This window comes from Providencia sp. wls1922 (genome assembly GCF_009706505.1).
GTDB classification, from domain to species: domain Bacteria; phylum Pseudomonadota; class Gammaproteobacteria; order Enterobacterales; family Enterobacteriaceae; genus Providencia; species Providencia lanzhouensis.
The window spans coordinates 23,530-49,504 of record NZ_WLUG01000047.1 but is presented as its reverse complement, the minus strand read 5'-3'; the positions used below and the strand labels follow the sequence as shown (position 1 = coordinate 49,504).

The following is a 25,975-nucleotide window of genomic DNA, read 5'->3' as shown; positions in this document are numbered from 1 at the left end:
ATAAACAAACCAGAGGAGACTTAATGGAGCATTCAACGCCCTTAATTACAACCATTGTTGGTGGTCTCGCCCTTGCATATATATTAGGCATGCTCGCGCAGCGCTTAAAAATTTCGCCACTTGTCGGTTATCTTGCCGCGGGTGTATTAGCGGGTCCTTTTACCCCCGGTTTTGTTGCAGACACCACCCTAGCCCCTGAACTCGCTGAAATCGGGGTTATTCTTTTGATGTTTGGTGTTGGTCTACATTTCTCATTGAAAGATTTATTAGCCGTAAAAGCAATTGCCATCCCCGGCGCCATCGCTCAAATAGCCGTCGCGACTTTATTAGGTCTTGGCTTATCGATGTTATTCGGTTGGGGCGTATTTACGGGAATTGTCTTTGGTCTCTGTCTGTCAACAGCAAGTACCGTTGTATTACTACGTGCACTTGAAGAGCGGCAACTCATTGAAAGTCAACGCGGGCAAATCGCTATTGGCTGGTTAATTGTTGAAGATTTAGCCATGGTTCTCGCCTTAGTACTGTTACCTGCTGCCGCAGGGATCATGGATAGTAATGAAGCCAGTTTTGGCGAATTAGCCATGAGCCTTGGATGGACAATAGGTAAAGTCGTTGCCTTTATCGTCATTATGATTGTCATCGGGCGAAAAGTTATCCCATGGATTTTATCTCGCACAGCATCAACAGGTTCTCGTGAACTGTTTACGCTTGCGGTTTTAGCGCTTGCATTAGGTATCGCCTATGCTGCTGTCGCGATTTTTGACGCTTCCTTCGCATTAGGCGCATTCTTCGCAGGCATGGTGCTGAATGAATCAGAGCTGAGCCATCGTGCGGCTCAGGACACTTTACCGCTACGCGATGCGTTTGCAGTACTGTTCTTCGTGTCTGTCGGGATGTTATTCGACCCAGTGGTTCTCATTGAGCAACCGTTAGGGATCATCGCTGTTCTCGGCATCATTATTATTGGTAAATCTGCCGCCGCGCTGGTGCTCGTACGCATGTTTGGGCACTCACGCCGTACAGCATTAACCATTTCTGTCAGCTTGGCTCAAATTGGTGAGTTTGCCTTTATTTTGGCGGGAATGGGTCTGGCACTCGGGGTAATGGATAAAGACGCTCAAAACTTGGTATTAGCCGGTGCGATTGTCTCTATCATGCTAAACCCAGTGTTATTCAGCCTGTTGGATAAATATCTGGAAAAAACCGAGACCATCGAAGAGCAGCTTCTGGAAGAAACACTGGAAGAAGAGACTCAGATCCCAGTGGATATTTGTGGTCATGCAGTGATAGTTGGTTACGGTCGTGTTGGTGGCATGCTGGCTGATAAACTGCGTCGTCGTGAAATCCCACTGGTTGTGGTTGAAGATACCCGTGCACGCTTTGAAGAGCTGGCTGAAAATGGTTTCAGTGCCATCTTAGGTAATGGTGCCAGTAAAGATATCCTAAGCCTTGCCCGTATTGAATGTGCAAAATCCCTGTTACTAACCATTCCAAACGGTTATGAAGCAGGTGAAATTGTGGCTACCGCCAAAGAGCTGAATCCGAATATCACCGTGGTCGTACGCGCCCACTATGATGATGAAGTCAGCTTTATTAGAGAACGCGGTGCAGACCACATTATTATTGGTGAACATGAGATTGCAAAATCTATCACCACGTTAATGTGCAATGATGTGGCTGAATTTGGTTGTGCTATCCCAGATGATAAGGATAAAGATAATCACAACCCAGATGGCAAAAATTTGGATGAGTATCTAAAACCGAGCCACTAAGTTCAGTGTCAATTAAGTTCATTTTTAATTGAAAACAAAAAAGCCGTAACTGATTAACGTTACGGCTTTTTTTATTATGAATTCAGCATTTGTTCAGCAAATTCACTGTCAGTCCACACAGGTAAACCTTTATCTTTGAAGAATTGAATTTCTGCGGCAACACCACCACTTTTTTCCCATCCCGCCAGCGTCAGAACAATCAAACCATCGCAACGCTTTAAAAATTCCATATCAATCGCTGACCATGCCACTTTTTGCCCTTGCGAAGCTAAGTACTGATTGATCGGGTGAGTCATGGTAATTTGGCTATAGGTTGCAATTCCTTTAAGCGCTAATTCCGCTGCATATTGGGTACAAGCTTGAAAACGCATTTCCACAACATTGCTATCAGGATCAGAATATGGGCACGCAATAAAATAAAGTTTCATTTTAATTCCTAGTGTCGTATTTAACGAATTTTGAGCAAAGTAATCCTATGAAAAATAAATGAATTATTTTCCATAGGGTATAAATTAAATGGGTAATGCTTTGATTTTTATGGCTTACAGAATATCTGCAATAATAATTTTGGTTTTCGGGCGTTTTTTATTTTCAGCTAATTTAAAGTCTTTAGTGGTAGTAATGAGATAATCAATATTATCCCACCCAGCCACAAAGTTAATCGCATGCTTATGGGCTTTTGTTCCATCAGCTAACACCATCAGCTTATCACTGTTTTCCTGCATTTTTTGTGCAATGGCAGCCTCATCAACGTGTTGATCCATCACACCATGCTGAGGATGAAAAGCGCCAGCGCCGATAACCGCATAATCTGCGAAAAATTCCGTAATATTCTTTAATGCGATTGCGCCTAAGCAGGCATTTTGTGCCGCATTAAATTGCCCACCAATCAAAATCGTTTCGATGGTAGGGTTTTCCTGCAATGTGCTAGCTAATAACGGTGAGTTTGTTATCACCGTTATATTATCAATCGACTTAATGCGTTGGCTAAACTCGAAGGTCGTCGTGCCAAAATCAATAAACAGTGTGTCTCCAGGCTTAATTAACTCCGCCGCTTTTGCTGCTATCGCTTTCTTTTCATCAACAGCCGCTTGCGCTCGTTCTGTAAAATTACGCTCAAATTTGGACTGAATATTGACAGCCCCACCGTGAACTTTCTTTAATAATTTTTGAGTTTCAAGCTTGCTCAGATCACGACGGATAGTTTCTTGCGCCACATTAAAATGCGTCGCAAGCTCCTGTACATACACCTGACCTTGAGTCGATAACATCTCAATGATGGTTTGGTGTCGTACTTTTGAGGAGCGTCCCTCACACATAGTTTAATCCTTCTGACCATTTAACATTTCCAGCACTATACAACAGTGACAGTAATTTCAGTAGCACTCGCTTGGATTTTTGTTAAATCGATATTTTTCAGCAAAATACGACGAGTCGGTAAGCAGCGACGACGCTTTTCATACAGCACGGTATTACCTGCCATCACACGGATTGTTCCCGTTATCGCCGTGTTGACTTGAATGTTGAAATCCACATTTTTCGCAGTATTTTCGGACATATTGATACATGCAGGTACCGTAAAACGAATTGGCTCAGCAAATCGAATCGGCAATCTATTCCCTTGCTGTACATCCGTTTGATGGTGATTGGCTAATAAATCATCTGCAATATATCCGCCGGTGATCTCACCTTCTTGGTAGCACTGATCCCCCATATCCGCAGGGTGCAGCATGTTACCCGCCGCGTAATAGCAGCCATCAGAACAGCGGCTACGTTGATCAGTGACGGGTTTGCCTGTACTAGCCTCAAAACTCAAGTGGCTTTTACGAATTAACGTATTTTCACCCACAAAGCCCCCGGTAAAAATCACAGAGTCGCACTCAATTTTGCGTATTTGCCCTGCGGTTTCCACCATCACATATTCGACTCTTTCTAAGCCGCCAATTTCCGTGATTTTGCTATTCACATACACCGGGGTTCCCATGGCTTTAGCAAACAATGAAGCTGGTTTGAATGCCAGAATTCGTTCGCCACTTTCAATCATGGCTTTCGCTTTTACGCCCGCATTTTTTAATGTCCATAATGCAGAGAAACTGACTAACTCACTGCCAACGATCACTGGGTTCAAACACGGTTTTTGCCCTTTTAAATAGACAAATTGTTGTAGCGCACCCGCAGTTAAAATACCTTGAGGACGCAAGCCAGAAACTAAGCGTGGGTGACGTGGTGTTTCGCGAACGCCTGTTGCAATCAAAATGCGTTTACCGCGCATCTCAACCACGCCATCAGGAGTTGTGACTGTTAAAGTGCCATTAGGTTGTAATTGCGTCACAGTACAACGCGTTAGTATTGGTGTATCCCCTAAATTATTAACAATTTTTTCCGCAAACTGGTTGCCTTTCATTGGGCGTTTAAACACTAACAAACCGAAAGTGGGATGTTGGCAATGACGAGGAACACCACCTGCATGGGCTTCACGCTCTAAAATCGCAATATTATGAATACCACGGCGACGTAATGTTTGTGCTGCCGCGATACCCGCCGGCCCTGAGCCAATAATGATCACATCGTAATTTAAGCTCATTTCACTGCCTCCACCGCTAAGGTATTGTCAAAGCGACCGTTAATAATTTCAGCGACCTGACTACTACAATAAAAACCGTTACAACGCCCCATCATGACGCGAGTTCGGCGACGAAGTGCGCCTAAACATTCTGGTGGAATGTCAGAATCAAACGCGGCTTCAATTTCTCGTTGAGTCACTAATTCACAATGGCACACAATGCCGCCATTATTTTTACATTGGTAATCACGTTCATCATATTCAGAGAGCATCGGCATCTTAGGCCAAATTAATTCAGTTGGCGGTGATAGCTCAAATAATGCGTCAAAATTCTCTTGGTAAAGTTTCCCTAAGTGATTGGCGACCCCCAACGCTGCCGTTAAGCCCGTTGAGCGAATTCCCCCAGCACATATCCACTGCTTTTCGGGGTAATCATTAATTCGATAATATTTTTCTTCCGTGGCTGGGCGTAATCCAGCATAGGTGGCCGTCACACTGTAATTATGCAGTGATGGCAACATGCGAGAACCTTGGTCGATTAAATCTTGCAAGACTTCTTGCTTCACTTCCGCTTTCCAGCGGTCTTGTTGTTCTTCCGCTGTCGGGCCTAACAATAAGTTACCGAAAATGGTTTTCGATAGCAGAACACCTTTCGTAATCGCGGTGGGTACTGGCAAAATGATCGCATTGATATCTGCCGCTGCTGCTTTGTCGTATACCAAAAATTGACCTTTACGCGGTTTAATCTCAAATGGTGATGGGTGGCAGATAGATTCCACGATATCCCCATTAATCCCGGCACAGTTAATCACTAATCGGGCAGAAAATTCACCTTTTGATGTGGATAATGTCCAAATTCCCGCATTTAGCTCACCCTCAGTCACTTCACAATGAAATTGGTACTCTGCACCGTGTTTTACGGCTTGAGTTAAATACGCCAGTGGCGTGCTCCATGGATCAATCACCGATTCACCCGGAACTTCAACCGCTGCCAGCGCACCCTCCGCTAAATGAGGTTCTCGACGATAAAGCTCTTCTTTATCTATTATTCCCACATCCATGACGTTGTTAGTGTGTGCTTGCTCTACAATACCCGGCAGCTTATTGAGCTGCTCTTCGTTCCAAGCCACGACTAACGCGCCTGTTTTGAGTAACGGTAAATTCATTTTTTCTCTAATATCAATGAATTCCTGATACCCATCTTGCATGCATTCCAATTCTAATGTCCCTGGTGTGGCATCAAAACCGGTATGTAACAACGCGCTATTTGCTTTACTTGCTCCTGATAAAATATCGCCACCACGCTCTAACAGCAGTGTTTTAGCGCCCATCAATGTGAATTTTCGGGTCACTGCACAGCCAATGACACCCCCACCGATGACAATGACATCCCACATTTTTTTATTATTAGCATTCATGGCTGAAATCCTTAATATAAAACTTGGACACATAAAACCACACAATTCCCACAATCTCAATATATAAAACAACACAAATCACAATAACACTCCAAAAACTTCTCACATTGTTATCTTATTGTGACAGTTCTCACATTCACAGAAGTTATTGTGAGTTTTTTGTGGATTTTATTTCCGATTAAACGATAGTAAGCAAAAAAACAAACCTATTTACAACATTTATAACACTGGGAAATTCAGCGATGCTCAATCAACGTTATGCCGCTATCGATCAGGGAACAACGGGAACCCGGGTCGTCGTCTTTGAAGAAGGCGGCCATTACCATTCCCCGATGAGTATTCCACACAAGCAAATCACCTTAAACAGTGGTTGGGTTGAGCACGATCCTGAAGAGATCCTAACGAACATCATCAAGTGTCTGAATAGTTGTGAAGTCGTTGATGCTATTGGTATTTGTCATCAAGGCGAAAGTATTGTTGCGTGGGATGCTCAGACCAAGCGCCCCCTTTATAACGCGATTGTTTGGCAAGATCTGCGTACTGAAAAAACCATCCAGCAACTTAAAGATGCGGGGCTTGAGCCGCTTGTCCAATCAAAATCGGGACTGCCCTTAGATCCTTATTTCTCAGCCAGTAAAATGGGATGGATTCTGGAGAATGTGGTGGGTGCCAAATCCCTTGCGGATAAAAACCGCCTACGCATAGGCACTATGGATGCATTTTTCCTTGACCGTTTATGCGATGTTTTTGTGACGGATTATAACTCCGCATCACGTACCTCTTTACTCAACATTCATACCCTCGAGTGGGATCCACAGCTGTGTGAGATTTTTGGGGTGCCGATCCACTGCTTGCCGCCGCTGCGCGACAATATCGGTGACTTTGGCGCCGTCAATCTCGACGGACATCTCACGCCAGTCACTGCCATTATTGTCGACCAATTTGCGGGAACATTTGGTCATGGTTGCCGCCAAAAAGGGGATGCCAAAATTACCTTTGGTACTGGCGCTTTCTTGCAAGCCTTGACGGGGAGCGATATCCCACAAACTCATCAAAGCGGGTTGTTACCCACACTTTGCTGGAAATTCCCGGGTGAGGCCCCTGTTTTCGGCTTAGATGGTGGCGTGTATAACGCTGCCTCAGCAATCAACTGGGCACGTAAAATCGGCCTATTTGAGGATTTTGATGAACTTTCAGATTTTCGTGATGAACCCGCGATTAAACGTGGTTTAGCGTTTGTACCTGCACTCTCAGGTTTAGGCTGTCCTTATTGGGATCGCAGCGCTGCCGGCTTATGGGCGGGACTCTCATTAGATACCGATAAGAAAGATATGATGCAGTCGGTCTTAGAAGGAATAGCCGCCCGCTCCGCCGAAGTTATTTTCGCAATGGAGAAAATCTCTCCATTAGGTCAGTCCATTTCAGTCGATGGAGGGTTATCGTCAAATCAGTACTTTAAGCAGTTTTTAGCCAATTTATTACAAAAAAATATTGAAGCACCAGCAAATCGTGAAGTCACAGCACTCGGGGCTGCCTTGCTTGCTCGTAAAGGTTTGGGAATAAGCCATGAAATGGCGATACGACGCAACACCAGTGTCACGCGCCCAGACGGCACCAACATGCAAGGCGTAATGGAACAGTATCGCGACATTATTGCCCGTTCTCGCCAGCTAAGAAATTAATTCTTCCAACAATAAAAAAGAAAGGAAACCCTACTATGGCCGAATTCGGAAACTATATTATCTACTTAATCATGTGCGGCGCCGTGATTGGCGCTGTTGCATCGATTGTCAGACCTGCCAGCGACCTCGGAAAAGAGTTTGTAAACGGTATTTTTTCTATTGGTCCTGTGTTTCTCGCTCAAGCAGGGATCATGGCTGCCGTTCCGCTACTTTCACAATTGATATCTTACATCTTAGGACCAGTATTTAGCTCTGTTGGCTCTGATGTTTCTATCGCAGCACTATCCATTATCGCGGTAGATATGGGCGGATATCAGTTAGCAGACGCCTTAACGACGAATCGCGATATGTGGATCACTGCGATGTTGATCGGTTATACATCTGGGGCAACCATTGTGTATCTGATCCCCGTTGGTTTAACGATGTTAAATCGTAAAGATCACAAATATTTAGCCTTAGGGGCAATGGCAGGATTGATCTCAATCCCATTCGGGGTATTGGCTTCATTGCTGTTGATCACACTGAATAATATCCCTGTTCGCGATATTATTTCGACGAACTCCCCAGCGACTCATCAACTCACTCTTGATTTCTTGACGATGCTGCAATATTTAATGCCGCTATTCGTTTTCTGTTTCTTGCTGGCTGCGGGATTAAAATATCGTCCAATGCTAATGGTTACGGGCTTTCTGATCTTCGGTAAGATCATGGATGCATTCGTGAAATTAGTATTAGCCTTCTCCATTGTGGAACATTTTACCGGCGTATTTAGTAAAGTCTTTGGGGCTTGGGGATTCGATCCACTATTTGCCGATCAAAATGAGTTATTCCGTGCGATCGAGATTGCAGGTTATATCGGGATCATGCTCGCAGGTACATTCCCTATCTGTTACCTGTTCCAACGTTACTGCAAGCCACTAGTCAGCGCACTCAGCCGCCGATTAAAACTGAGCGATACAGGTTCTCTGGGTTTCATCATGGTGATGGCAAATATCATTGCAACTTACCACTTATTCAAAGAAATGCGTGCAAGGGATAAAGTGTTGTGCGTAGCCTTTGGGGTCTGTGCTCAAGCGACGATTGGCGACCACTTAGCCTTTACCGCAAACTTCCAACCCACATTGGTGCTACCAATTCTGTTAGGTAAATTAGTGGGCGGTTTCTTAGCGGTATTTATTGCGATTAAAATCTCTGTTCCACAAGCGATGCGCTATGAACAAGAAGATGAGAAAGCGGTTGAGGCGGTTAAAGCTGAGCACCCTGCGGGGATCGCCAAAGAAGCGTAATAGTTAGCGTCATGATAAAAACAAAAACACCTCATTCGAGGTGTTTTTTTATTTCAGCATTACTTATTCCAAGTTAGCGATCCCAATAGGACTCTTCTAAGCTATCTTCTTTTTCTGGTAGCCCGCGAGTTAAGCGCGGTGAATGCTGAGAAAGCACTTGATAACTTACACGGTTCGCATACTTACACACCTGTGCCAGTGAGGAATAAGTGAGATATTGACGCTCGTGCTTACTGGAATTAGGCACATTTGAACGGTGATATGAATTCGCCGTAATATCATGCAGTAACGCAGATAATGCACCATCACCCGCACCATTGGTATTCATGATTTTTTCGGGACCGCCCATATACGGCTCAATATGGGAGAAGATACGACGAGGTTGTTTACAATCTTGCATGCGCATCGCGCGGCTAAATTCATACAGGTTAAATTCAGCAATTGCTCCCGGCAGTAATGGGTGCTGAGTTTTACGTTTATATTCTTCTTCCGTAAAGCCTGCCATATACAGCCCTGAAGGTCCTGCTGTACACAGAACAAGGTCAACCCAATCCAGCGCCATATTAGATGCCAATAGGGGATCGCTAAAGCCAGTTAATTCCAAGGCTTCATCTTCGTTCATGGCGACTACTGATACATGATCTTTAAGGAAATCACGCCAGAATTGCGGATCTTGAGCGATAACAAACTTGGTTCCCAATGTCAGTACCACGGGAACATTATGTTTTTTCGCATAATGGATAGCTTGCATCGTCGCATCCGGCATCGTTTCCCCCGGCTTACAACGCACTAAATAAGCCGTTAATACCAACGCTGATGCGCCTGCAATAATCTCTTCAGGTATGCTATCAGGGTGCAAGCGGTTCATATGTCCAGGGCTAATTGCAAACGTACGTTCACCGTTATCAGTGACGAGCGTAAAACAGCGCCCAATAGGACCATCGACCCCTTGTAGGTAGTTTAGATCCATTCGGCTTGAAGTATGGCAGAGGTAGCGATAAGCATAACTACCAATCTGAATATTGTTGCACATCGTGCCCAATAAGACGGAGCGGTCATCGGCTAAGACAGAGTAATTGTGAAGCGTATTTCCTATCGTACCGCCTGCAAATTCATGGGTGATCAGTTTCTTATCGGTGAGCTCTTTGTAGAGCGCTTCAGCCGCATCATCTTCGATGACTAAAGAGTGACCTTTACTTAATTGATAACGTTCAATAAATTCATCATCAATTTTGGCTTCGATATCGACGAGTGTTTGGTCGATACCCACAATATACGATTTGCAGTTTTCATCATCAGAGAGCATCTCTTTCATCGGTTGTAAAAGAGGATCTCTGAGGGAGACGGGAAAGTAATGTTTAGATTTGCGTTGACCGGGGAATTTCATATTGGGAACATTAAAAAAGGAACATTTCCGTATTCTAACACGATAAAACAAAACCAGCACCCTTCGATAAAAAGGTGCCGGTTAGGTATTTATAATGCTTTAGAGTGATTACTTACGGCGAGTATTTTGCTGATTATAGTTACGGTACAGGTCACGACCTAGTACAAACGCACAGCTCATAATAAAGCCAAGAATAGCGCCTAATGCCACGATAAGCATCGATTTAGGGGAATCTTTAGTAATCGGTAAATCTGGAGTCAGAATAAATCTGATAGGCTCAAAATCTAATTCTTTAGTTGTGAGTGAGTTTAAGTTTTCAATATAGACTTTTGCATTTTGCAGTTTTTCACTGATCAGCGCTAAGTCGCGGTTCTTTAACTCAATCCCCAATTTTTCTTCTAACGCTTCTGAACCTAATGCAATTGGATAATCAGGGTCATCATTAATGGCCACTGAATCTCTTGCGATAGGACGCGTAATTCCAGCGGCTTTCGCGATAGTAATAGCGCGTTTTAAACGCTCAATTTTAACGTCATAAGAAATCTGGATTTTGTTGGTATCTTGTTTTAATGCTTCAACGCTATAAATCAGTTGGCGTGAAATTGCATTATCCACTTCTGTTTTCATTCTTTTACGGACAATACTCGCTGTATAACGAATATACCCATCCATTAAATCTTGCGCTTCAACCGCTGTTGGCGCGGTAAATGACAGAACAATGTCGCTATCATCACTGTCTTTTTCTTTACCGTTGTATTTAAGTTTAATCGAATCCGCAATAATGCGATTCACTAAGCGTTGAACCTCGAGCGGATCATTTTTATTCTCAAGCTTATCAAGCAGTGTTTTAAAATAATCGGTGCTTTTAACGAAGGCTTCTTGGTTAACTTTAGAGCGGTATTGAACAATAAATTCGTTGTAAATACGCTGAGAACTTAAGTCGACTTCCATGCCTAATGCATTTAAGTGCGCTGAAAATTCATTAGCTTCTTTTACCTCTTCAGACGTTGGCGGGATAATAATCGCTTCACTCGTCCATTTCTGAGGTAACATTTTGACAACCCCAATACTCAGTGCGGTAACAATGACTGTTGCAATAATAATCAATAATTTATTCTTGAACAGAACCGCTATCAACGCCATGAGATCTATTTCATCATTGTGCTGCAATTTATATTGCGGATCTTGCTCTAGCTGTTTTTTTAATTCTGGAGATAAATTGGTTTTTTCAGTCATGTTAATTCCAAACAACGCACTCTAAATTGTACCATTGAATATTGAGGTCATAATTATAGTCAAAATTTAAGTTTTGGATATAACCATTAACCTTCTTTATGAAATTACCTATGAAATCACTCTTTCTAAGTGATTTTTCAGAATTAACTGAATCATATTAATGCTGATATCGCTGTCATTCAGTGCAGGAATATAACGATATTGCTCACCACCATTATGTAAGAAAAATTCTTTATTTTGCTCGCTAATTTCTTCTAATGTTTCTAAACAGTCCACCGAAAACCCTGGGCAAACCACTTGCACTGACTTAACCCCCTCTGACGGTAGCTTTTTCATCGTCTGATCCGTGTATGGGCTTAACCATGGTTCACGACCAAATCGAGATTGGTAAGTCATTAACACTCGGTCACTTGGGAATTTCAGGGCTTGCTTTAATAATTCGGTGGTTTGCTCACACTCTTTATCATAAATATCCCCTGAGTCGCAGTAACGCTGCGGGATACCGTGGAAAGAGAGGATCAACCTATCTGGTTCACCGTGTTTAGCAAAACTGGCTTCGATGGATTCCGCTAAGGCTTGAATATACGCAGGATGAGTGGCGTAACTACGGATAAATTGCACCGACGGGATAGTCCGCATAGGTTTAAAAGCGCGAGTGATAGCCTCATAGACGGCAGCCGTCGTGGTGCAGGAATATTGTGGATACAGCGGTAAAACCACTAATTCCGTCACATCTTGCGCAATCAAGCTGTCGATAGCACTCTTTATTGACGGCGAGCCGTAAGTCATTCCCAGCTCAATCGGTGTATTAGGAAAAAATGCAGATAATTTTTCTTTTTGACGCTGTGAATAAACTAATAATGGCGAGCCTTCATCCATCCAAATTGAGCCATAAAGTTTTGCCACTTTGGAAGCGCGGATTGGCAAAATAGCACCATATAAAATAGGCTTCCAAATCAATGGGGAAACATCAATAACACGCGGGTCAGTTAAGAATTCAGCTAAATAGCGTTTAACGGCTGTTGTTGTTGGGGCATCGGGCGTTCCCAAATTTACCAATAGAATTCCATATTTTTTTTCTAACATTAGAACAGCTCCTAATTGATAATTATTCCCAACAATAACAGATTTTAATAACTAATTTTGCCAACTTGTGGCACAAAAAGAAAGGCAGCGATTAATGCTGCCTTTTTATATGATGCGTTAAAAATTAGCCTAAAATTTTTGCTAACTCTGCGCTCACTTCAGTCACTTTACGAGTACCGTCTAACTTGAAGTACTGAGTGCTGCTCGCTTTCGCTTCATTTTGATAGTAAGCGATTAATGGCGCAGTCAGTGCATGATATTCAACTAAACGTTTACGAACCGTGTCTTCTTGGTCGTCTTTACGGATAGTTAATTCATCGCCAGTTACGTCATCTTTGTTTTCAACTTTAGGTGGGTTGAAAGTGACGTGATAAACACGACCTGAAGGTGCGTGAACACGGCGACCAATGATACGTTCAACAATGATTTCGTCAGGAACATCGAATTCTAAAACGTAATCAACGTTGATGCCTGCTTCTTTCATTGCATCCGCTTGAGGAATGGTACGCGGGAACCCATCCAACAAGAAGCCATTGCGACAGTCATCTTGTTTGATGCGCTCTTTCACTAATGCGATAACCAGTTCATCAGTCACTAATTTGCCGTTATCCATCAGCTCTTTAGCTTGTAAACCTAATTCGCTCCCTGATTTTACCGCGGCACGTAGCATGTCGCCGGTTGAAATCTGAGGGATCCCAAACTTCTCCATAATAAATTGAGCTTGAGTGCCCTTACCAGCGCCTGGAGCGCCAAGCAGAATGATACGCATTGCGTAAACCCCTTGCTATTTAGTTTTTTATAATTTGAAAAGAAAACGCTCTACCATACCATTAGCATGGCATCTGACTCAAGAAGACACGTAAACGTTTTCCCATTTATCTTTTTTCGCAAAAGAAAAAAACCACGCAAAAAATCGCTTTTTTACGTGGTTTATGTTCGAAAACGAAAATACCTTAATAGACTACTTTAAAAGTAACTCGTTGATTTTTTTAATAAATAAGTTTGGATCTTCCAGCGTACCACGCTCTGCCAGTAGGGCTTGGTCGAGTAGTACATCCACCCAATCTGCAAACATGCTCTCATCTTCCACTTCAGACGCTTTTTTCACCAATGCATGGTTCGGGTTTAGCTCGAAGTTATATTTCACTTCTGGCGCCGCTTGACCCGCAGCAGCGAATAATTTCGCCATTTGGGTGCTCATTTCATCCGCATCGGTGGTCACAATGGCTGGTGTATCGGTTAAACGGTGAGTCAATTTAACCTCTTTCACACGGTCGCCCAAGAAGGTTTTCACGCGCTCAACAAATGGCTCTAACTGCTTCTCTGCTTCTTCTTGTTCCGCTTTATTTTCATCCGCTAACTTGTCTAATGACTCGTCGGCTTTGCTCACAGATTGGAACTGTTTACCATCAAACTCAGAGAGATAGTTCATCATCCATTCGTCAATGCGATCAGATAACAGCAGAACCTCGATGCCTTTCTTACGGAACAGCTCTAAATGCGGGCTGCTTTTCGCAGCGGCGTAACTATCGGCAGTAATAAAGTAAATCTTATCCTGACCTTCCACCATGCGGCTTACGTAGTCTTCCAGCGAAACATTTTGTACGCTACTGTCGTTATGGGTGGTCGCAAAGCGCAGCAGTTTTGCAATCGCTTCACCGTTCCCCATATCTTCCGCAGGACCTTCTTTCATGACCAGACCGAATTGCTGCCAGAAAGTTTGGTATTTCTCTGCATCGTTTTTCGCCAGTTTTTCCAGTGTTTGCAGAACACGTTTTGTCAGTGCACTGCGCAAGTTACGCGTCAGAGCGCTGTCTTGCAGAATTTCACGGGAAACGTTCAACGGTAAATCGTTAGAATCCAATACCCCACGAACGAAACGCAGGTAATTAGGCATAAATTGCTCAGCATCATCCATAATAAAGACGCGTTGAACATACAGTTTTAAACCATGGCGCTGGTCGCGGTTCCACATATCAAATGGCGCTTGAGATGGAATATACAGCAGGCTGGTATATTCTTGCTTCCCTTCCACACGGTTATGCGCCCAAGTTAGTGGGTCTGCGTAGTCGTGGGAGATATGCTTGTAGAATTCCACATATTCTTCATCCGAAATTTCAGATTTACTGCGAGTCCACAGCGCTTTTGCTTGGTTAATTTTTTCCCAAGTAACCGTGCCGTCTTCTTCGTTTTTCTCTTCGATTTCAACGGGCAGTGCAATATGGTCAGAATACTTGCTGATAACAGAACGTAAGCGCCAGTTATCTAAAAACTCTTTTTCGTCATCACGTAGATGTAAGGTGATTTCGGTTCCGCGATCGGCTTTTTCGATATCTGCGATAGTGTATTCACCTTCGCCAGCAGATTCCCAGAATACCCCTTCGCTCGCTTCAGCACCTGCGGCGCGGCTACGAACGGTGACTTTATCCGCGACAATAAACGCAGAATAGAAACCCACACCAAACTGACCGATCATTTGGCTATCTTTAACTTGATCGCTGCCTAATGATTCTAAAAATGATTTAGTGCCTGATTTAGCGATGGTTCCTAAGTTTTCAATCACTTCTTCACGGCTCATACCGATGCCGTTGTCACTGATAGTGAGAGTACCTTTGTCTTTGTCTGCGCTAATACGCACACGCAGTTCGCCATCATTTTCATACAGTTCAGGCTTAGATAATGCACGAAAACGCAGTTTATCCGCCGCATCGGATGCGTTGGAAATTAGCTCACGCAGAAAAATTTCTTTATTTGAGTAAAGAGAGTGGATCATCAACTGGAGCAGTTGTTTGACTTCTGATTGAAACCCACGAGTTTCTTGTCCTTTCATACTCATTAATCGCCTCTATATCATCAATCTAATAGTTAGTTTTGACTTATCGATGGAAACTAATTTGGGGACAAAAAAATAGAATTCAACCACTAACCACAAATTAGCAGCCAAATTAATATGAACAAAAGGAAATGACCAAAAACTACGATGCTTTTGCTTGGAAGGTTTTGCTTTAATATTTTTGCTTTGAGAGGTTTGCCTTTAAATTTTAAAATCAACTCCCCACCATCATCCTCTAAATAGTTCAAAGTTGTAGGTAGGCGGCAAGCAAGCTTATCCCTAGGAGCATACTGAAGTATGTGACTAGGGTGAGGTTGTGCAGCCAACACCCCCTACAATTTGAAATATGACGAGGATGCTACAATTTCGAGCGGCCTGACAACGAATGAGAAAGCGTCGTGCTATCGACCATTTCTAACTCACCGCCGACAGGCACCCCATGAGCAATCCGGCTCGCCGCCACCCCATACTGCGCACACATCTGCCCAATATAGTTCGCCGTCGCCTCCCCTTCTACTGTCGGGTTGGTTGCCAAAATCACTTCAGTGATGTTTTCCGATGCCAGTCGTTCTTCGAGCCTATCCAGCCCGATATCCATCGGTCCAATGCCGTCTAATGGCGACAAATGCCCCATGAGTACGAAATAGCGCCCCGAGAATTGCCCGGTTTGCTCGATAGCGTAGATATCTGCGGGACTTTCCACTACGCAAATCAGCCCATTTTGCTGACGACGCGGGTTATCGCAGATATTGCAGGTGTCTTGCTCAGTAAATGTGCGGCAGTCGCGGCAATGCCCGATTTCGGACATTGCACGAGTCAGCGACTGAGCCAAACGCATTCCGCCACTACGGTCACGTTGCAGAAGTTGGAAAGCCATTCGCTGCGCTGACTTGGGTCCCACACCGGGGAGACAGCGCAGCGCTTCCATCAATGATTCAAGAAGCGGACTCGTTTGCATTAGAATGGCATCTTAAAGCCTGGTGGCAGTTGCATACCGCTAGATACGCTAGCCATTTTTTCTTTTTGCGTTTCTTCGATACGACGAGCTGCGTCGTTGAATGCCGCAGCAATCAAGTCTTCCAGCATATCTTTGTCGTCTTCTAACAGGCTAGGATCGATTTCAACACGGCGGCAGTTATGTGAACCATTGATGGTCACTTTGACTAAGCCAGCACCAGATTCGCCAGTAGCTTCGAGTTGAGCGATTTCTTCCTGAACTTTCTGCATTTTATCTTGCATTTGCTGGGCCTGTTTCATCAGGTTACCCAATCCACCTTTACCAAACATAGTTTTCTCTCACAACTGAGGCTACAGATTCGCAACTGTAGCGTTAAACGGGGCGAATACTCTCTTCATCCAACTGCGCATCAAACATGGCACGCAATTTTTGAATTGTTTTATCCGCAATAATAGACTGACGGGCTTGCGCCAGTTTCTCTTCATAAATCGCCTGACGCCATTCCAACGGCGTTTTCACCGCCGTATTATCATCGTGAACGATTTTCAGTTCAACAGGGCGACCATAATGTTCACTCAACGCATCTTGTAACGCTTTTAGAGCGCTAGGTTTATCAAGATGGCGTTGAGCGGAGCGCAAGTGCAATACAATTTGCGACTCGTTCAATTCTTCTTTATATGAATTCAAAGCCAATTGTTCAACTAGCTTCGGAATATTTAATTGCGCGATTTCCCCCGACCAACTATCACGTTCACGCCCTTCTTCGGTGATTTTTATTGCTAATTCAGGGGTTTTTTCATATTCCAACGCCTCTTTGATCTCAGTAGGCGTTGTCACTGCGTCTTTTGCCTCGAGAACCTCACCATTTTGAGGCTTCCACTGGTATGCCTTCGGCTTCGCAGGCTTTGTTTTCTGTGACGCTTTTTCCATCACATTTTGCTGATGTTTGCTGGTTACCGCGGCCAGCCGCTCAAGTGCTGAAACCGCCGGCTTAGCCCTTTCGGACGTCACCGGATGAGTCTTTTTTGGACTCGGATCCTCACTTTGTGGCGTTTGTAGTGCCTGTCTGGCTTTCAATAGCTGCAATGTTGGGCTATTTTCTGGTAAGTTCTCTGCGCTCGCCGGTTGCGGGGCTGGGCGCCTTACCGTCGATGGTGCTGGTTCCGGCTGAAAAGCAGGTGCTGGCGCGCTTGAAACCAATTTCGGCGGCAACTCCACTTCTTCAATAATGCTCTTTGGGTGGAAGGCTAACGCTCTTAATAGCGCCATTTCCACGCCCATGCGTCTTTCTGGTGCGAATGTCAGTTCTTTACGCCCCACCAGCAAGGTTTGGTAGAAAAGTTGAAGATCCGCTGGGGAAATCAATCGCGCCACTTGTCTTAGGCGCCCTTCTGTAGAGGAAGGATCCGTTTCTTGCTCCGCTGGCAGCAGTTGGATCATCGCGATGCGATGAAGCTGCGAGAGGATTTCAACCAGTAGGTTTTCCCAGTCAGCGCCACGGGAAGCGGCTTGCTCCACTTGAGCCATCACGCCAAGACCATCTGCACGAACGAGGGCTTCAATAATGGCAAGAGGCTGCTCATCGTCAAGCGTGCCCAACATTTGGCTCACGATATCCGCAGTGACCTTACCTTGCCCCATAGCTATCGCTTGGTCAGTCAAGCTCAGCGCATCACGCAAACTGCCGTCAGCGGCGCGGGCAATCAACTGACGAGCACGAGTATCGTGCTCAATATTTTCCGCATTCAGGATCAACTCGAGCTGTTCACTGATTTGTGGGACATCCAGCGCTTTCAGGTGGAACTGTAAACAGCGGGATAAAATCGTGACAGGCAGTTTTTGCGGATCGGTCGTGGCAAGTAAAAATTTGACGTGTTCCGGTGGCTCTTCGAGTGTTTTAAGCAGCGCATTGAAACTGTGGCGCGACAACATGTGAACTTCGTCTATTAGGTAGACTTTAAAGCGACCACGCGCTGGCGCATACTGGACGTTATCCAGTAACTCTCGCGTATCTTCGACTTTAGTGCGTGATGCCGCATCAATCTCAATCAGGTCAACAAATCGCCCCTGTTCAATTTCCAAACAGTTGGCGCATTTTCCGCAAGGCGTTGCCGTGATCCCCGTTTCGCAGTTTAACCCTTTGGCAAACAAACGGGCGATCGTGGTTTTCCCGACACCGCGGGTACCCGAGAAAAGATAAGCGTGATGAAGCCGTTGGTGCTCAAGCCCATTAGCAAGTGCAGTCAACACATGCTGCTGACCAACAACGTCTGAAAATTTTTGGGGGCGCCACTTACGGGCAAGTACCTGATAGCTCATGGATTCCACTGTTATTCAACATGGGACATTGATAAATATAATAATAGTACCATGCTACCACAGCCTCAACCCATTGGGCGAGACTGCAGTAAAAATAGTAAGAAGAGTGCGGAGCAGATTAGTGGCCTGGGAACTCAACAAGACTGTAGGACGTAACGCCTTCTTTAGCTAAACGCTCAACACCGCCTAAATCTGGCAGTCCGATAACGAAAGCAGCATCCACCACTTTTGCGCCTAGCTGTTTGATCATTTTCACGGTTGCTTCGACAGTACCACCGGTTGCTAATAGGTCATCTACCACCAGTACGTTGTCTTGTGCGGTAATGCTGTCTTTGTGGATTTCCAGTGTGTCGGTGCCGTATTCCAGATCATACGTCATACTTAAAACTTCACGCGGTAATTTGCCTTTTTTACGCACAGGCACAAAACCTACGCCTAAGCGTAATGCAACAGGAGCGCCGAACAGGAAACCACGGGCTTCAGTACCAACAATTTTGGTCACACCTTTGTTTTGATAATGCTCAACCAGCATATCGATTGTCGCTTGATAAGCCGCCGGGTCATTTAACAGTGTGGTAATATCGCGAAACAGCACACCCTCTTTTGGATAGTTAGGGATAGTCGCGATACTTTCTTTAATCAATTGCAGTTGTTGCTCTTTAGCGGTCATAATAAAAACCAATATAGTAAATACGAAAGGGTAGAATCTATGCAAACTACCATCAAAATGCAATAAGAAGCCGTCTATTTGCTGTAAGTTTTATTGTTGGATATCAATATTCCGCCACTTTTCACATTTATTGAGAATAAAAAATGAAAACACAGGCTCTGTTAGAGGCATTGAAAAAGCAGATTGATGAATTAGCGGAGCGCGTGGCCCCCATCAAAGACCATGAGTTTTCACACTCCCGATTTGATATGCAGCTATTTAGCCATAAATCCACCAAGTTAGGGGATTGCCAGAAAGAGCTCAATACCTTGTATCAGCAATTGTGTAATAGCGTTGCCCTTAACCATGCCCAGCAAGTGAATTTTTTAACCGAAAAAATCGTGCATCAAATGCAAGCTATCTCCCGAGAACTGTCTACACAAGGGCTACGGGAAAAAGAAGATTCTTTTCGGTCGAAAAAGGAACAGGTTGATTTATATGAACGTTTATCACAACATCAAGATTATGAACGCCGTTTACAAGCAATGGTGAGCGAAAAAGAGCTCTATTTAAGTGGCTTAACTGACTCACATTTACAGCACCAGTGCCAAAAAGAACTCGCCGCGTTGGCTGGTCGTTTATATCGCTGTAGACAAGCATTAATGCGTATTGAAAAAGCCATCGAACACCAAGAAAACCAATTTTTTGATTAAAGGATCGCGAATGGAAACACTGGACACTGCACCACTCGAAACCCAGCTCGCGGTAGATTTAATTTACTTGTTAGAATCAGCTGAAGTTGATACCAATACCGTACTAAAAGCATTAGAGATGGTTAAGCAGGATTATCTCAACAAACAGGCCGCCGAAGCAGCCTGTCAGAATGATAATTAACGCAGGTTATTTTTAATCGCCATTTTTATCATTATCTTTATCTTTGATAATCTTGGTCACTTCCTGCACTTCATCCCCTTGATTGTTATGCAAATGCACTTCCAATTGATTGAAGGCGATATTGATATCGTTTTCACGACATAACCGGTCAATTTCACGGTTCACTTCATCACTGGTGATAGTACGCTCACCGATTTGGCGCACATAAAAACGTAATTCGTGATCCAATGTGCTGGCACCAAAACTTAAGAAATATGCCGCTGGCGCAGGATCCGTCATCACTTTACTGTTAGAGGTGGCTGCTTGCAGTAATACGCGCTTCACTTTTTCCAAATCTGAACCATACGCGACACCTAAAGAGATCGTAATTCGCGTGACCGTGTCTGAGAGCGACCAGTTGATTAAACGCTCAGTAACGAATGCTTTGTTCGGAATGATCACCTCTTTGCGATCGAAATCCACAATCGTGGTAGCACGAATACGGATCTTACTGATTGTTCCCGAGTAAGTCCCGATGGTGACGGTATCCCCAATGCGAATCGGTCTTTCGAACAGTAAAATAATCCCCGAAACGAAGTTCGCAAAAATTTCCTGTAAACCAAAACCGAGACCAACGGTTAAGGCAGCAGCTAACCATTGCAACTGATTCCACGTGACCCCTATCATCCCAAGGGATGCAATTGCCCCGATACTGACAATCACATAGGTCAGCATGGTGGTGATGGCATAGGTGGAACCTTGGCGCAGTTTGAGCCGCGATAATACCAACACTTCCAGTAACCCTGGTAGGTTGCGTGTCATGATCCACGCCACTACCACAATCACCACCGCTAAAATCAAGTTCGCTAAGGTCACATGCTGCATGATATTCGCCCCTTCCGCTGATGTGGCGGTATAGCTCCAGAGTTGGACACTATCGAGGAAGGAGAAAATCGTAATAAAATCAGACCAAATGGCGTAAAACGCAAACGCAAAAATAATAAACAGCACCATTGTGGTTAAGCGCAGAGACTGCTGGCTAATCAACTCAATGGTCATTGGTGGCTCTTTGATAGGCTCGTTTTCAGTATCTTCTTGCTGTTTTGACTGCGCTCGGCGCTCAAGCGCACGCTTATACGCCAGTTTTCTTGCGCCTAAACTTAACCCACGTAAACAAACATTATATGTGATGTACCAAAGCACCAGCAGGTACAAGCTATCTAACCAACGGTTGGCTAAACGGAGTGTGGTGTAATAGTATCCCGCAATCATCAAGCCGATTAAAATCAGCGGAGAGAATGTCAGTAACGTAATCAAAATCGAGCGAGTTAAGTGGCTCCCCGTTTCCTTCCACACCTGTTTACAGAACGGGATAGTAAAAATACACAATAATAATAAACAGATAGAAACCACTAGCTGCCCAATCACATCCTCAGACACCTTCAGCGGGTTAATCATTCCATAAGTGGAAAAGAAGATAAGCGGGATCAGCGGTACTGATAAACGCACCATTCGACGGCGCATACGCTGAGCATTTTCATGTTCAATATTAAAATGTTTCTCTGCAATACCTTGAGGTTTTAACACCCTGAACGTTAATTCAAATAGCGCCCAGAAAATAGCGAGTTGCAAGAAATAAGACCAAATAAACTCCCCTTGCAGGTTACCGGTTTTTAAGAACCAGTAACCAATGGCGATAACCACTAATGAGATTGGGATGGTTTGTAGCAACGTGAGAAACAGCGCCAACGGTGTATTCAATACGCTGTCGTTACGCAGACTGGATAAACGCAGGTCAATATCATGTAGACGTTGGGTGATTTTTCGATTCAACCAGATAAAGATCAGTGCCGCCAATAATAAAGGGATCGTCACCCACAGCGAGCTCAGCAAGCCTTTTTTCAGGCTAGAGAATGAAAAATCAAAATCGAGGTGAGTTAATTGATTTGTGGCCGCTTCTGGAAACGCTTTTAACCACTCGATATCCATCGGTTTATTACTGTTTACCCAGAAAATCTGCTGAGCCAAAGTATGCTCAAGCGAGCTGACCACACTCAATAATTGGTTTTGATCCAGTTGCAAATTAATGGCTTGGGAAATTTGCCCACCTAGCTGTAAATTCAATTCATCCAATAATTCACGGCGAACATCCAAGATTTTTACCAGTGCCGCTTTATCTTCTGGGGTAAACAAACGAGCATTTTCTTGCTCTCCAACCTTAACCGCTTGCTCATGCTCCAGAGTATTAATGTAGTCAGTAGGTTGGTATAACGCATCACGCTGCTGGTTAATATCAAATTGCTCCAAACGCAGGTCGGCGATGGTGACAGGTAAGTTTTTGGTTAAGATATCAGCGGGTAAATCAATTTGTTGCTGAAAAAGAATTCGCGATAGCAGCAAACTTCCGCGTAATACGTTGATTTGCTCTTTTAAGTTTCGTTCTGACTGTGTGGCACGTTCTAACCAAGTTTTTACTCGGATGCCATTTTGCACCATTTTGTTGCCGTCTTGAGTCACTTCAATCAAGCGGTTGCTCAGTTTGTTATTGATCTCCACCTCTTTTTGAATAATCGGATTTTGCTGTACGGTATCATCCGTAGAGGTGTTTTGTGCTTCACGGACTGTCGATTGGGAATCACTGAGACGCTCTTTGCTAATCGCTTCTTGGATCACCTGAATTCGCGCATCGAGTTGCTCAATGTACGCCGCCGTGTAATCACGCTGTTTCTGTAAAACATCTTGGAGTTGCGTATTGGCTTGAAGAACGCGCTTTTGAAATTCGTTTTGCTGCTGTAGAAGGTATTGCTCCAGTTGCAGCATATTCACTTGTGAGGGACGAAGCTTGTTGGAGTCAGTCAATGTGCTGTTAAGCTCATTGCGGATCTCTTGCAGCCTTCTCGCATTATCCAACATGATAGCTTGGGCGCGCTCAGGTTGAGTTTGCAAACCGATCAGTTGGCTGTTGTACGTGGCGAGATCATTTTGCTCCGCTTGCAGGTTATCCAAATGGGTTGCCAACATGGACTCTAATTGTTGCAGGCTGCTATTTTCAATTTGATGCTGAAAGTTAATATCAGGATTTTCATTCTGATTTTTTATTTGCAATAAACCTTGAACCGCTTTTTTTGACTCTTCACCGGAGTGACTTAATTTTTTTTGCAGTTCGTCTGAACGCTGATCGAGTTTTTCCAGCTCATCATAATAATTTAATGACTTTTCCAAATCGGCAATAGTGAATTTATCTTCTTGCCCCGCATTGTTTTTTTTATTTAGCGAATTGAGCTCTGTTTTTATCTCGTTTTTGCTGGGAAGGTTATTAATTGTTGCAGCGGAAATTTGAAAAGAGAAAAAAGTGATGGCAAATGCCAAAAATATTCTGATTGAATATAACCACACTTTTCTATATTGCATCAGTGAGCCCATGATATCTCGTTGTCATCCTACTATTATTTAGCACTTAAATTGTTTAGCGCTAATACCAATTAGTTCTAACTTGCTATTTGAGCTGCAATTTTGGCAAACCGCAGCTCAATTCTCAAAAAGCTTTTTTAATCAATAGCGATAAAATTAAAAGGTGAGAACTTTTTCGGCGTCTAATGTCCACGCAGCTAAATCAACCAGTGTACCGATTTCGACGCCATCAATTAATGGCAGCTCACTGATACCACGAGCATCAGTACAGGTCTTGCATAATTTAACAGGTACGTTTTGCGCGGTTAAAATCTCTAACATTTGCTGAAGGTTATACCCTTCTTTCGGTTTTTGTGCAGTGATCCCTGCAGTGACGGCATCGGACATTAGGAAAATTTTCAGGTCGGTTTGAGGGTGTTGCTCTTTTATTGTGATAGCTAAGCGCAGAGAGTTAAACAACATTTCACTTCCGTAAGGTGCGCCATTCGCAATGATCAAAATGGATGACATGGTTTTCTCCGATTATTCGTTTGGCGTCGGTTTGACTCGCAGCGAAACGCTATTTTTGAGCGTTTCTAATAGAGTATCAACTAACGTCGTTGTATGTGCGTCTATAATAAAACGCTCTGGCTGTAATAACCAGTTTTCAAGTAAGCCCGACATCAGTGCGCGGATCATAACCGCACTACACGCTAAATCTAAATCGGCAGGAAGTTGCCCTGCATCCACACAGTCACGTAAATTCTTAATAATCCGCTGTTCGCTTGCCAGATAATTTTCACGTTTAAAATCAACGACAGAAGCCATTTCTCCGACGAGCTCACATTTTAAGAAAAAGATTTCCATTAACGCGCGGTTTTTAGGAGTACTAATAAAATCGGTAAGAATATATATTAGCAATTCTCTTAGTATTAAAAGTGGATCATTGGTATATTTCGAACGATAATAATCCTCAGCTTGAGTAATTTGATTATCGCTAAATTCGCAGGCTTGATGGAACAGATCCACCTTATTTTTAAAATGCCAATATATAGCTCCACGGGTAACGCCCGCAGCTTTGGCTATATCGGCTAATGATGTGGCTGTTACTCCTCGTTCAGAAAATGTTTTGATGGCTGCATCTAATATTTCCTGACGGGTTTCTTCAGCCTGTTGTTTAGTTTTTCGTGCCATTGACGCTCGTTTTTATCGAAAGCTGATTTACATACATTAGTGTATGTTTGTACTATAGCATAGTGATAAATCATATAATTTGCTTTTTTTCTTAATTTTGTTTTGAACTCATATCGATTAATTGAGGTTAACTTATGCGAAAAAACAGAGGGGTGTTACCTCTGGCTCTGTTGGTCCTTTCAGGCGGCTTAGCGTTATCTGGTTGTAACGAAGAACAGAAAGGTGGCGGTGAACGCCCGGCGCCTGATGTAGGAATTGTTACGCTGAAAGCTGAACCTCTGACCATTAAGACCGAACTCCCAGGCCGTACATCTGCATTTCGTATTGCAGAGGTTCGCCCACAAGTAAGTGGCATCATCCTAAAACGTAACTACAAAGAAGGTAGCGATGTTGAGGCTGGCGTATCGTTATATCAAATCGACCCGGCACCTTTCCAAGCAACCTACAATAGTGCTAAAGCAGAATTAGCCAAAGCGCAAGCAAATGCTAATCTCGCCGCATTAACTGTTAAACGTTATAAGCCACTGCTTGGCACGAATTACATTAGCCGACAAGAATACGATCAAGCGAACTCAACGTATGCTCAATCACTGGCTGCAGTAAAAGCGGCTGAAGCGGCAGTTGAAACAGCACGTATTAATTTGAATTACACCAAAGTCACTGCCCCTATCAGTGGACGTACTGGTAAATCCAACGTGACTGAAGGTGCTTTAGTTTCAGCTGGTCAAGCAACTGAACTGATGCGCGTTCAACAGTTAGATCCTATCTACGTGGATGTCACTCAGTCGAGCGAAGATTTCTTACGTTTAAAAGCTGAAATCGAAAATGGTGCTCTGCAAAAAGAACCGGGTAAAGCGCCTGTTAGCTTAGTCATTAATGGCGGGCAAGAATACGCGCAGAAAGGGCAATTAGAGTTTTCTGACGTTACTGTCGATGAAACCACAGGTTCCATCACGATGCGTGCAGTATTCCCTAACCCGAACAAAGAGCTGATGCCGGGTATGTTTGTTCGCGCTATTTTAGAAGATGGTGTGAAAGAAAACGCGATTTTAGTCCCACAACAAGGTGTTGCACGTACTCCGCAAGGTGATGCGCAAGTGATGGTTGTTGGCGCTGAAAACAAAGTTGAAGTACGCAAAGTACAAGTCGCACAAGCGATTGGCAACAACTGGTTAGTAACTGAAGGCATGAAAGATGGCGACCGTGTCATTGTGATTGGCTTACAGAAAATCAAACCAGGTATGGTTGTTGTGCCGAAGCAAGCAAACTTAGAAACCCAATCCATTGTAGACACTCAGGCAAAACCTGAAACCGCGTCTAAATAAGGGA

22 protein-coding genes are annotated in these 25,975 nt (G+C 43.9%); 6 read left to right on the top strand and 16 right to left on the bottom strand.

Translation table 11 applies throughout. The features are described from left to right. The first annotated feature begins 23 nt into the window (after positions 1-23). Positions 24-1,772 (top strand): YbaL family putative K(+) efflux transporter, encoded by a 1,749-nt coding sequence (gene ybaL / locus GKR71_RS03485; RefSeq protein WP_036952523.1) that lies wholly within the window; start codon positions 24-26, stop codon positions 1,770-1,772. Positions 1,773-1,846: 74 nt separating this feature from the next. On the opposite strand, the gene GKR71_RS03480 is transcribed toward ybaL, so the two are convergent. The 4 genes from GKR71_RS03480 to GKR71_RS03465 all read right to left on the bottom strand — a co-directional run bounded on the left by GKR71_RS03480 (position 1,847) and on the right by GKR71_RS03465 (position 5,753). Beyond that, a complete protein-coding gene (locus tag GKR71_RS03480) occupies positions 1,847-2,200 on the bottom strand; it encodes a DUF1937 family protein (protein WP_036952526.1) in 354 nt (117 codons plus the stop codon). Positions 2,201-2,314: 114 nt separating this feature from the next. Further along, complete coding sequence (locus tag GKR71_RS03475) at positions 2,315-3,091, bottom strand: DeoR/GlpR family DNA-binding transcription regulator (RefSeq protein WP_051422679.1); 777 nt, start codon at positions 3,089-3,091, stop codon at positions 2,315-2,317. 35 nt (positions 3,092-3,126) lie between these two features. Further along, positions 3,127-4,356, bottom strand: a complete 1,230-nt coding sequence (locus GKR71_RS03470) for an NAD(P)/FAD-dependent oxidoreductase (RefSeq protein ID WP_036952529.1) — start codon at positions 4,354-4,356, stop codon at positions 3,127-3,129. Further along, complete coding sequence (locus tag GKR71_RS03465) at positions 4,353-5,753, bottom strand: NAD(P)/FAD-dependent oxidoreductase (protein ID WP_036952532.1); 1,401 nt, start codon at positions 5,751-5,753, stop codon at positions 4,353-4,355. Before GKR71_RS03465 ends, GKR71_RS03470 begins: the two co-directional genes overlap by 4 nt. A 242-nt stretch (positions 5,754-5,995) precedes the next feature. On the opposite strand from GKR71_RS03465, the gene GKR71_RS03460 reads away from it, so the two are divergent. Together GKR71_RS03460 and eutH are read left to right on the top strand one after the other, a co-directional pair. Then, entirely contained in the window at positions 5,996-7,435 is a 1,440-nt protein-coding gene (locus GKR71_RS03460; protein ID WP_036952535.1) for an FGGY family carbohydrate kinase, read from the top strand. A gap of 35 nt (positions 7,436-7,470) precedes the next feature. Then, a complete protein-coding gene (eutH, locus tag GKR71_RS03455; RefSeq protein WP_036952538.1) occupies positions 7,471-8,721 on the top strand; it encodes an ethanolamine utilization protein EutH in 1,251 nt (416 codons plus the stop codon). 73 nt (positions 8,722-8,794) lie between these two features. On the opposite strand, the gene GKR71_RS03450 is transcribed toward eutH, so the two are convergent. From GKR71_RS03450 to apt, 9 genes are all read right to left on the bottom strand, one after another. Further along, a complete protein-coding gene (locus GKR71_RS03450) occupies positions 8,795-10,108 on the bottom strand; it encodes an inosine/guanosine kinase (RefSeq protein WP_036952541.1) in 1,314 nt (437 codons plus the stop codon). Between the two features lie 108 nt (positions 10,109-10,216). Then, entirely contained in the window at positions 10,217-11,344 is a 1,128-nt protein-coding gene (wzz(fepE), locus tag GKR71_RS03445; RefSeq protein WP_036952544.1) for an LPS O-antigen length regulator Wzz(fepE), read from the bottom strand. A gap of 108 nt (positions 11,345-11,452) precedes the next feature. Continuing rightward, a complete protein-coding gene (hemH, locus tag GKR71_RS03440) occupies positions 11,453-12,430 on the bottom strand; it encodes a ferrochelatase (RefSeq protein ID WP_154600098.1) in 978 nt (325 codons plus the stop codon). 124 nt (positions 12,431-12,554) lie between these two features. Continuing rightward, entirely contained in the window at positions 12,555-13,199 is a 645-nt protein-coding gene (gene adk / locus GKR71_RS03435) for an adenylate kinase (protein ID WP_036952549.1), read from the bottom strand. Positions 13,200-13,391: 192 nt separating this feature from the next. After that, positions 13,392-15,266: a molecular chaperone HtpG gene (gene htpG, locus GKR71_RS03430; protein WP_108478328.1), complete on the bottom strand. Its 1,875-nt coding sequence runs from the start codon at positions 15,264-15,266 to the stop codon at positions 13,392-13,394. Between the two features lie 355 nt (positions 15,267-15,621). After that, positions 15,622-16,221, bottom strand: a complete 600-nt coding sequence (recR, locus tag GKR71_RS03425) for a recombination mediator RecR (RefSeq protein WP_036952553.1) — start codon at positions 16,219-16,221, stop codon at positions 15,622-15,624. Beyond that, positions 16,221-16,550 carry a YbaB/EbfC family nucleoid-associated protein gene (locus GKR71_RS03420; protein WP_006659291.1) on the bottom strand — a complete coding sequence of 110 codons (330 nt, stop codon included), beginning with the start codon at positions 16,548-16,550 and terminating at the stop codon, positions 16,221-16,223. Before GKR71_RS03420 ends, recR begins: the two co-directional genes overlap by 1 nt. A 43-nt stretch (positions 16,551-16,593) precedes the next feature. Then, positions 16,594-18,540: a DNA polymerase III subunit gamma/tau gene (gene dnaX / locus GKR71_RS03415; RefSeq protein WP_154633947.1), complete on the bottom strand. Its 1,947-nt coding sequence runs from the start codon at positions 18,538-18,540 to the stop codon at positions 16,594-16,596. 118 nt (positions 18,541-18,658) lie between these two features. After that, positions 18,659-19,210, bottom strand: a complete 552-nt coding sequence (gene apt, locus GKR71_RS03410) for an adenine phosphoribosyltransferase (protein WP_036952557.1) — start codon at positions 19,208-19,210, stop codon at positions 18,659-18,661. Positions 19,211-19,353: 143 nt separating this feature from the next. Between apt and priC the strand changes: the two genes are divergently transcribed. Further along, on the top strand, positions 19,354-19,902 hold the full coding sequence (priC, locus tag GKR71_RS03405) for a primosomal replication protein PriC (RefSeq protein WP_036952559.1): 549 nt from the start codon (positions 19,354-19,356) through the stop codon (positions 19,900-19,902). Between the two features lie 10 nt (positions 19,903-19,912). Continuing rightward, positions 19,913-20,083, top strand: a complete 171-nt coding sequence (locus GKR71_RS03400; RefSeq protein WP_036952561.1) for a DUF2496 domain-containing protein — start codon at positions 19,913-19,915, stop codon at positions 20,081-20,083. A gap of 12 nt (positions 20,084-20,095) precedes the next feature. Here GKR71_RS03400 and mscK read toward each other — a convergent pair whose 3' ends face one another. The 3 genes from mscK to acrR all read right to left on the bottom strand — a co-directional run bounded on the left by mscK (position 20,096) and on the right by acrR (position 24,646). Next, on the bottom strand, positions 20,096-23,485 hold the full coding sequence (gene mscK / locus GKR71_RS03395; protein ID WP_108478331.1) for a mechanosensitive channel MscK: 3,390 nt from the start codon (positions 23,483-23,485) through the stop codon (positions 20,096-20,098). A gap of 144 nt (positions 23,486-23,629) precedes the next feature. Further along, on the bottom strand, positions 23,630-23,983 hold the full coding sequence (locus GKR71_RS03390; protein WP_036952565.1) for a DsrE/DsrF/TusD sulfur relay family protein: 354 nt from the start codon (positions 23,981-23,983) through the stop codon (positions 23,630-23,632). A 12-nt stretch (positions 23,984-23,995) separates the two neighbouring features. Further along, the gene (gene acrR / locus GKR71_RS03385; RefSeq protein ID WP_036952567.1) at positions 23,996-24,646 is read right to left on the bottom strand and encodes a multidrug efflux transporter transcriptional repressor AcrR; all 651 of its coding nucleotides are present in this window, start codon (positions 24,644-24,646) and stop codon (positions 23,996-23,998) included. 134 nt (positions 24,647-24,780) lie between these two features. On the opposite strand from acrR, the gene GKR71_RS03380 reads away from it, so the two are divergent. Next, a complete protein-coding gene (locus GKR71_RS03380) occupies positions 24,781-25,971 on the top strand; it encodes an efflux RND transporter periplasmic adaptor subunit (protein WP_036952569.1) in 1,191 nt (396 codons plus the stop codon). The last annotated feature ends 4 nt before the right edge of the window (positions 25,972-25,975 follow it).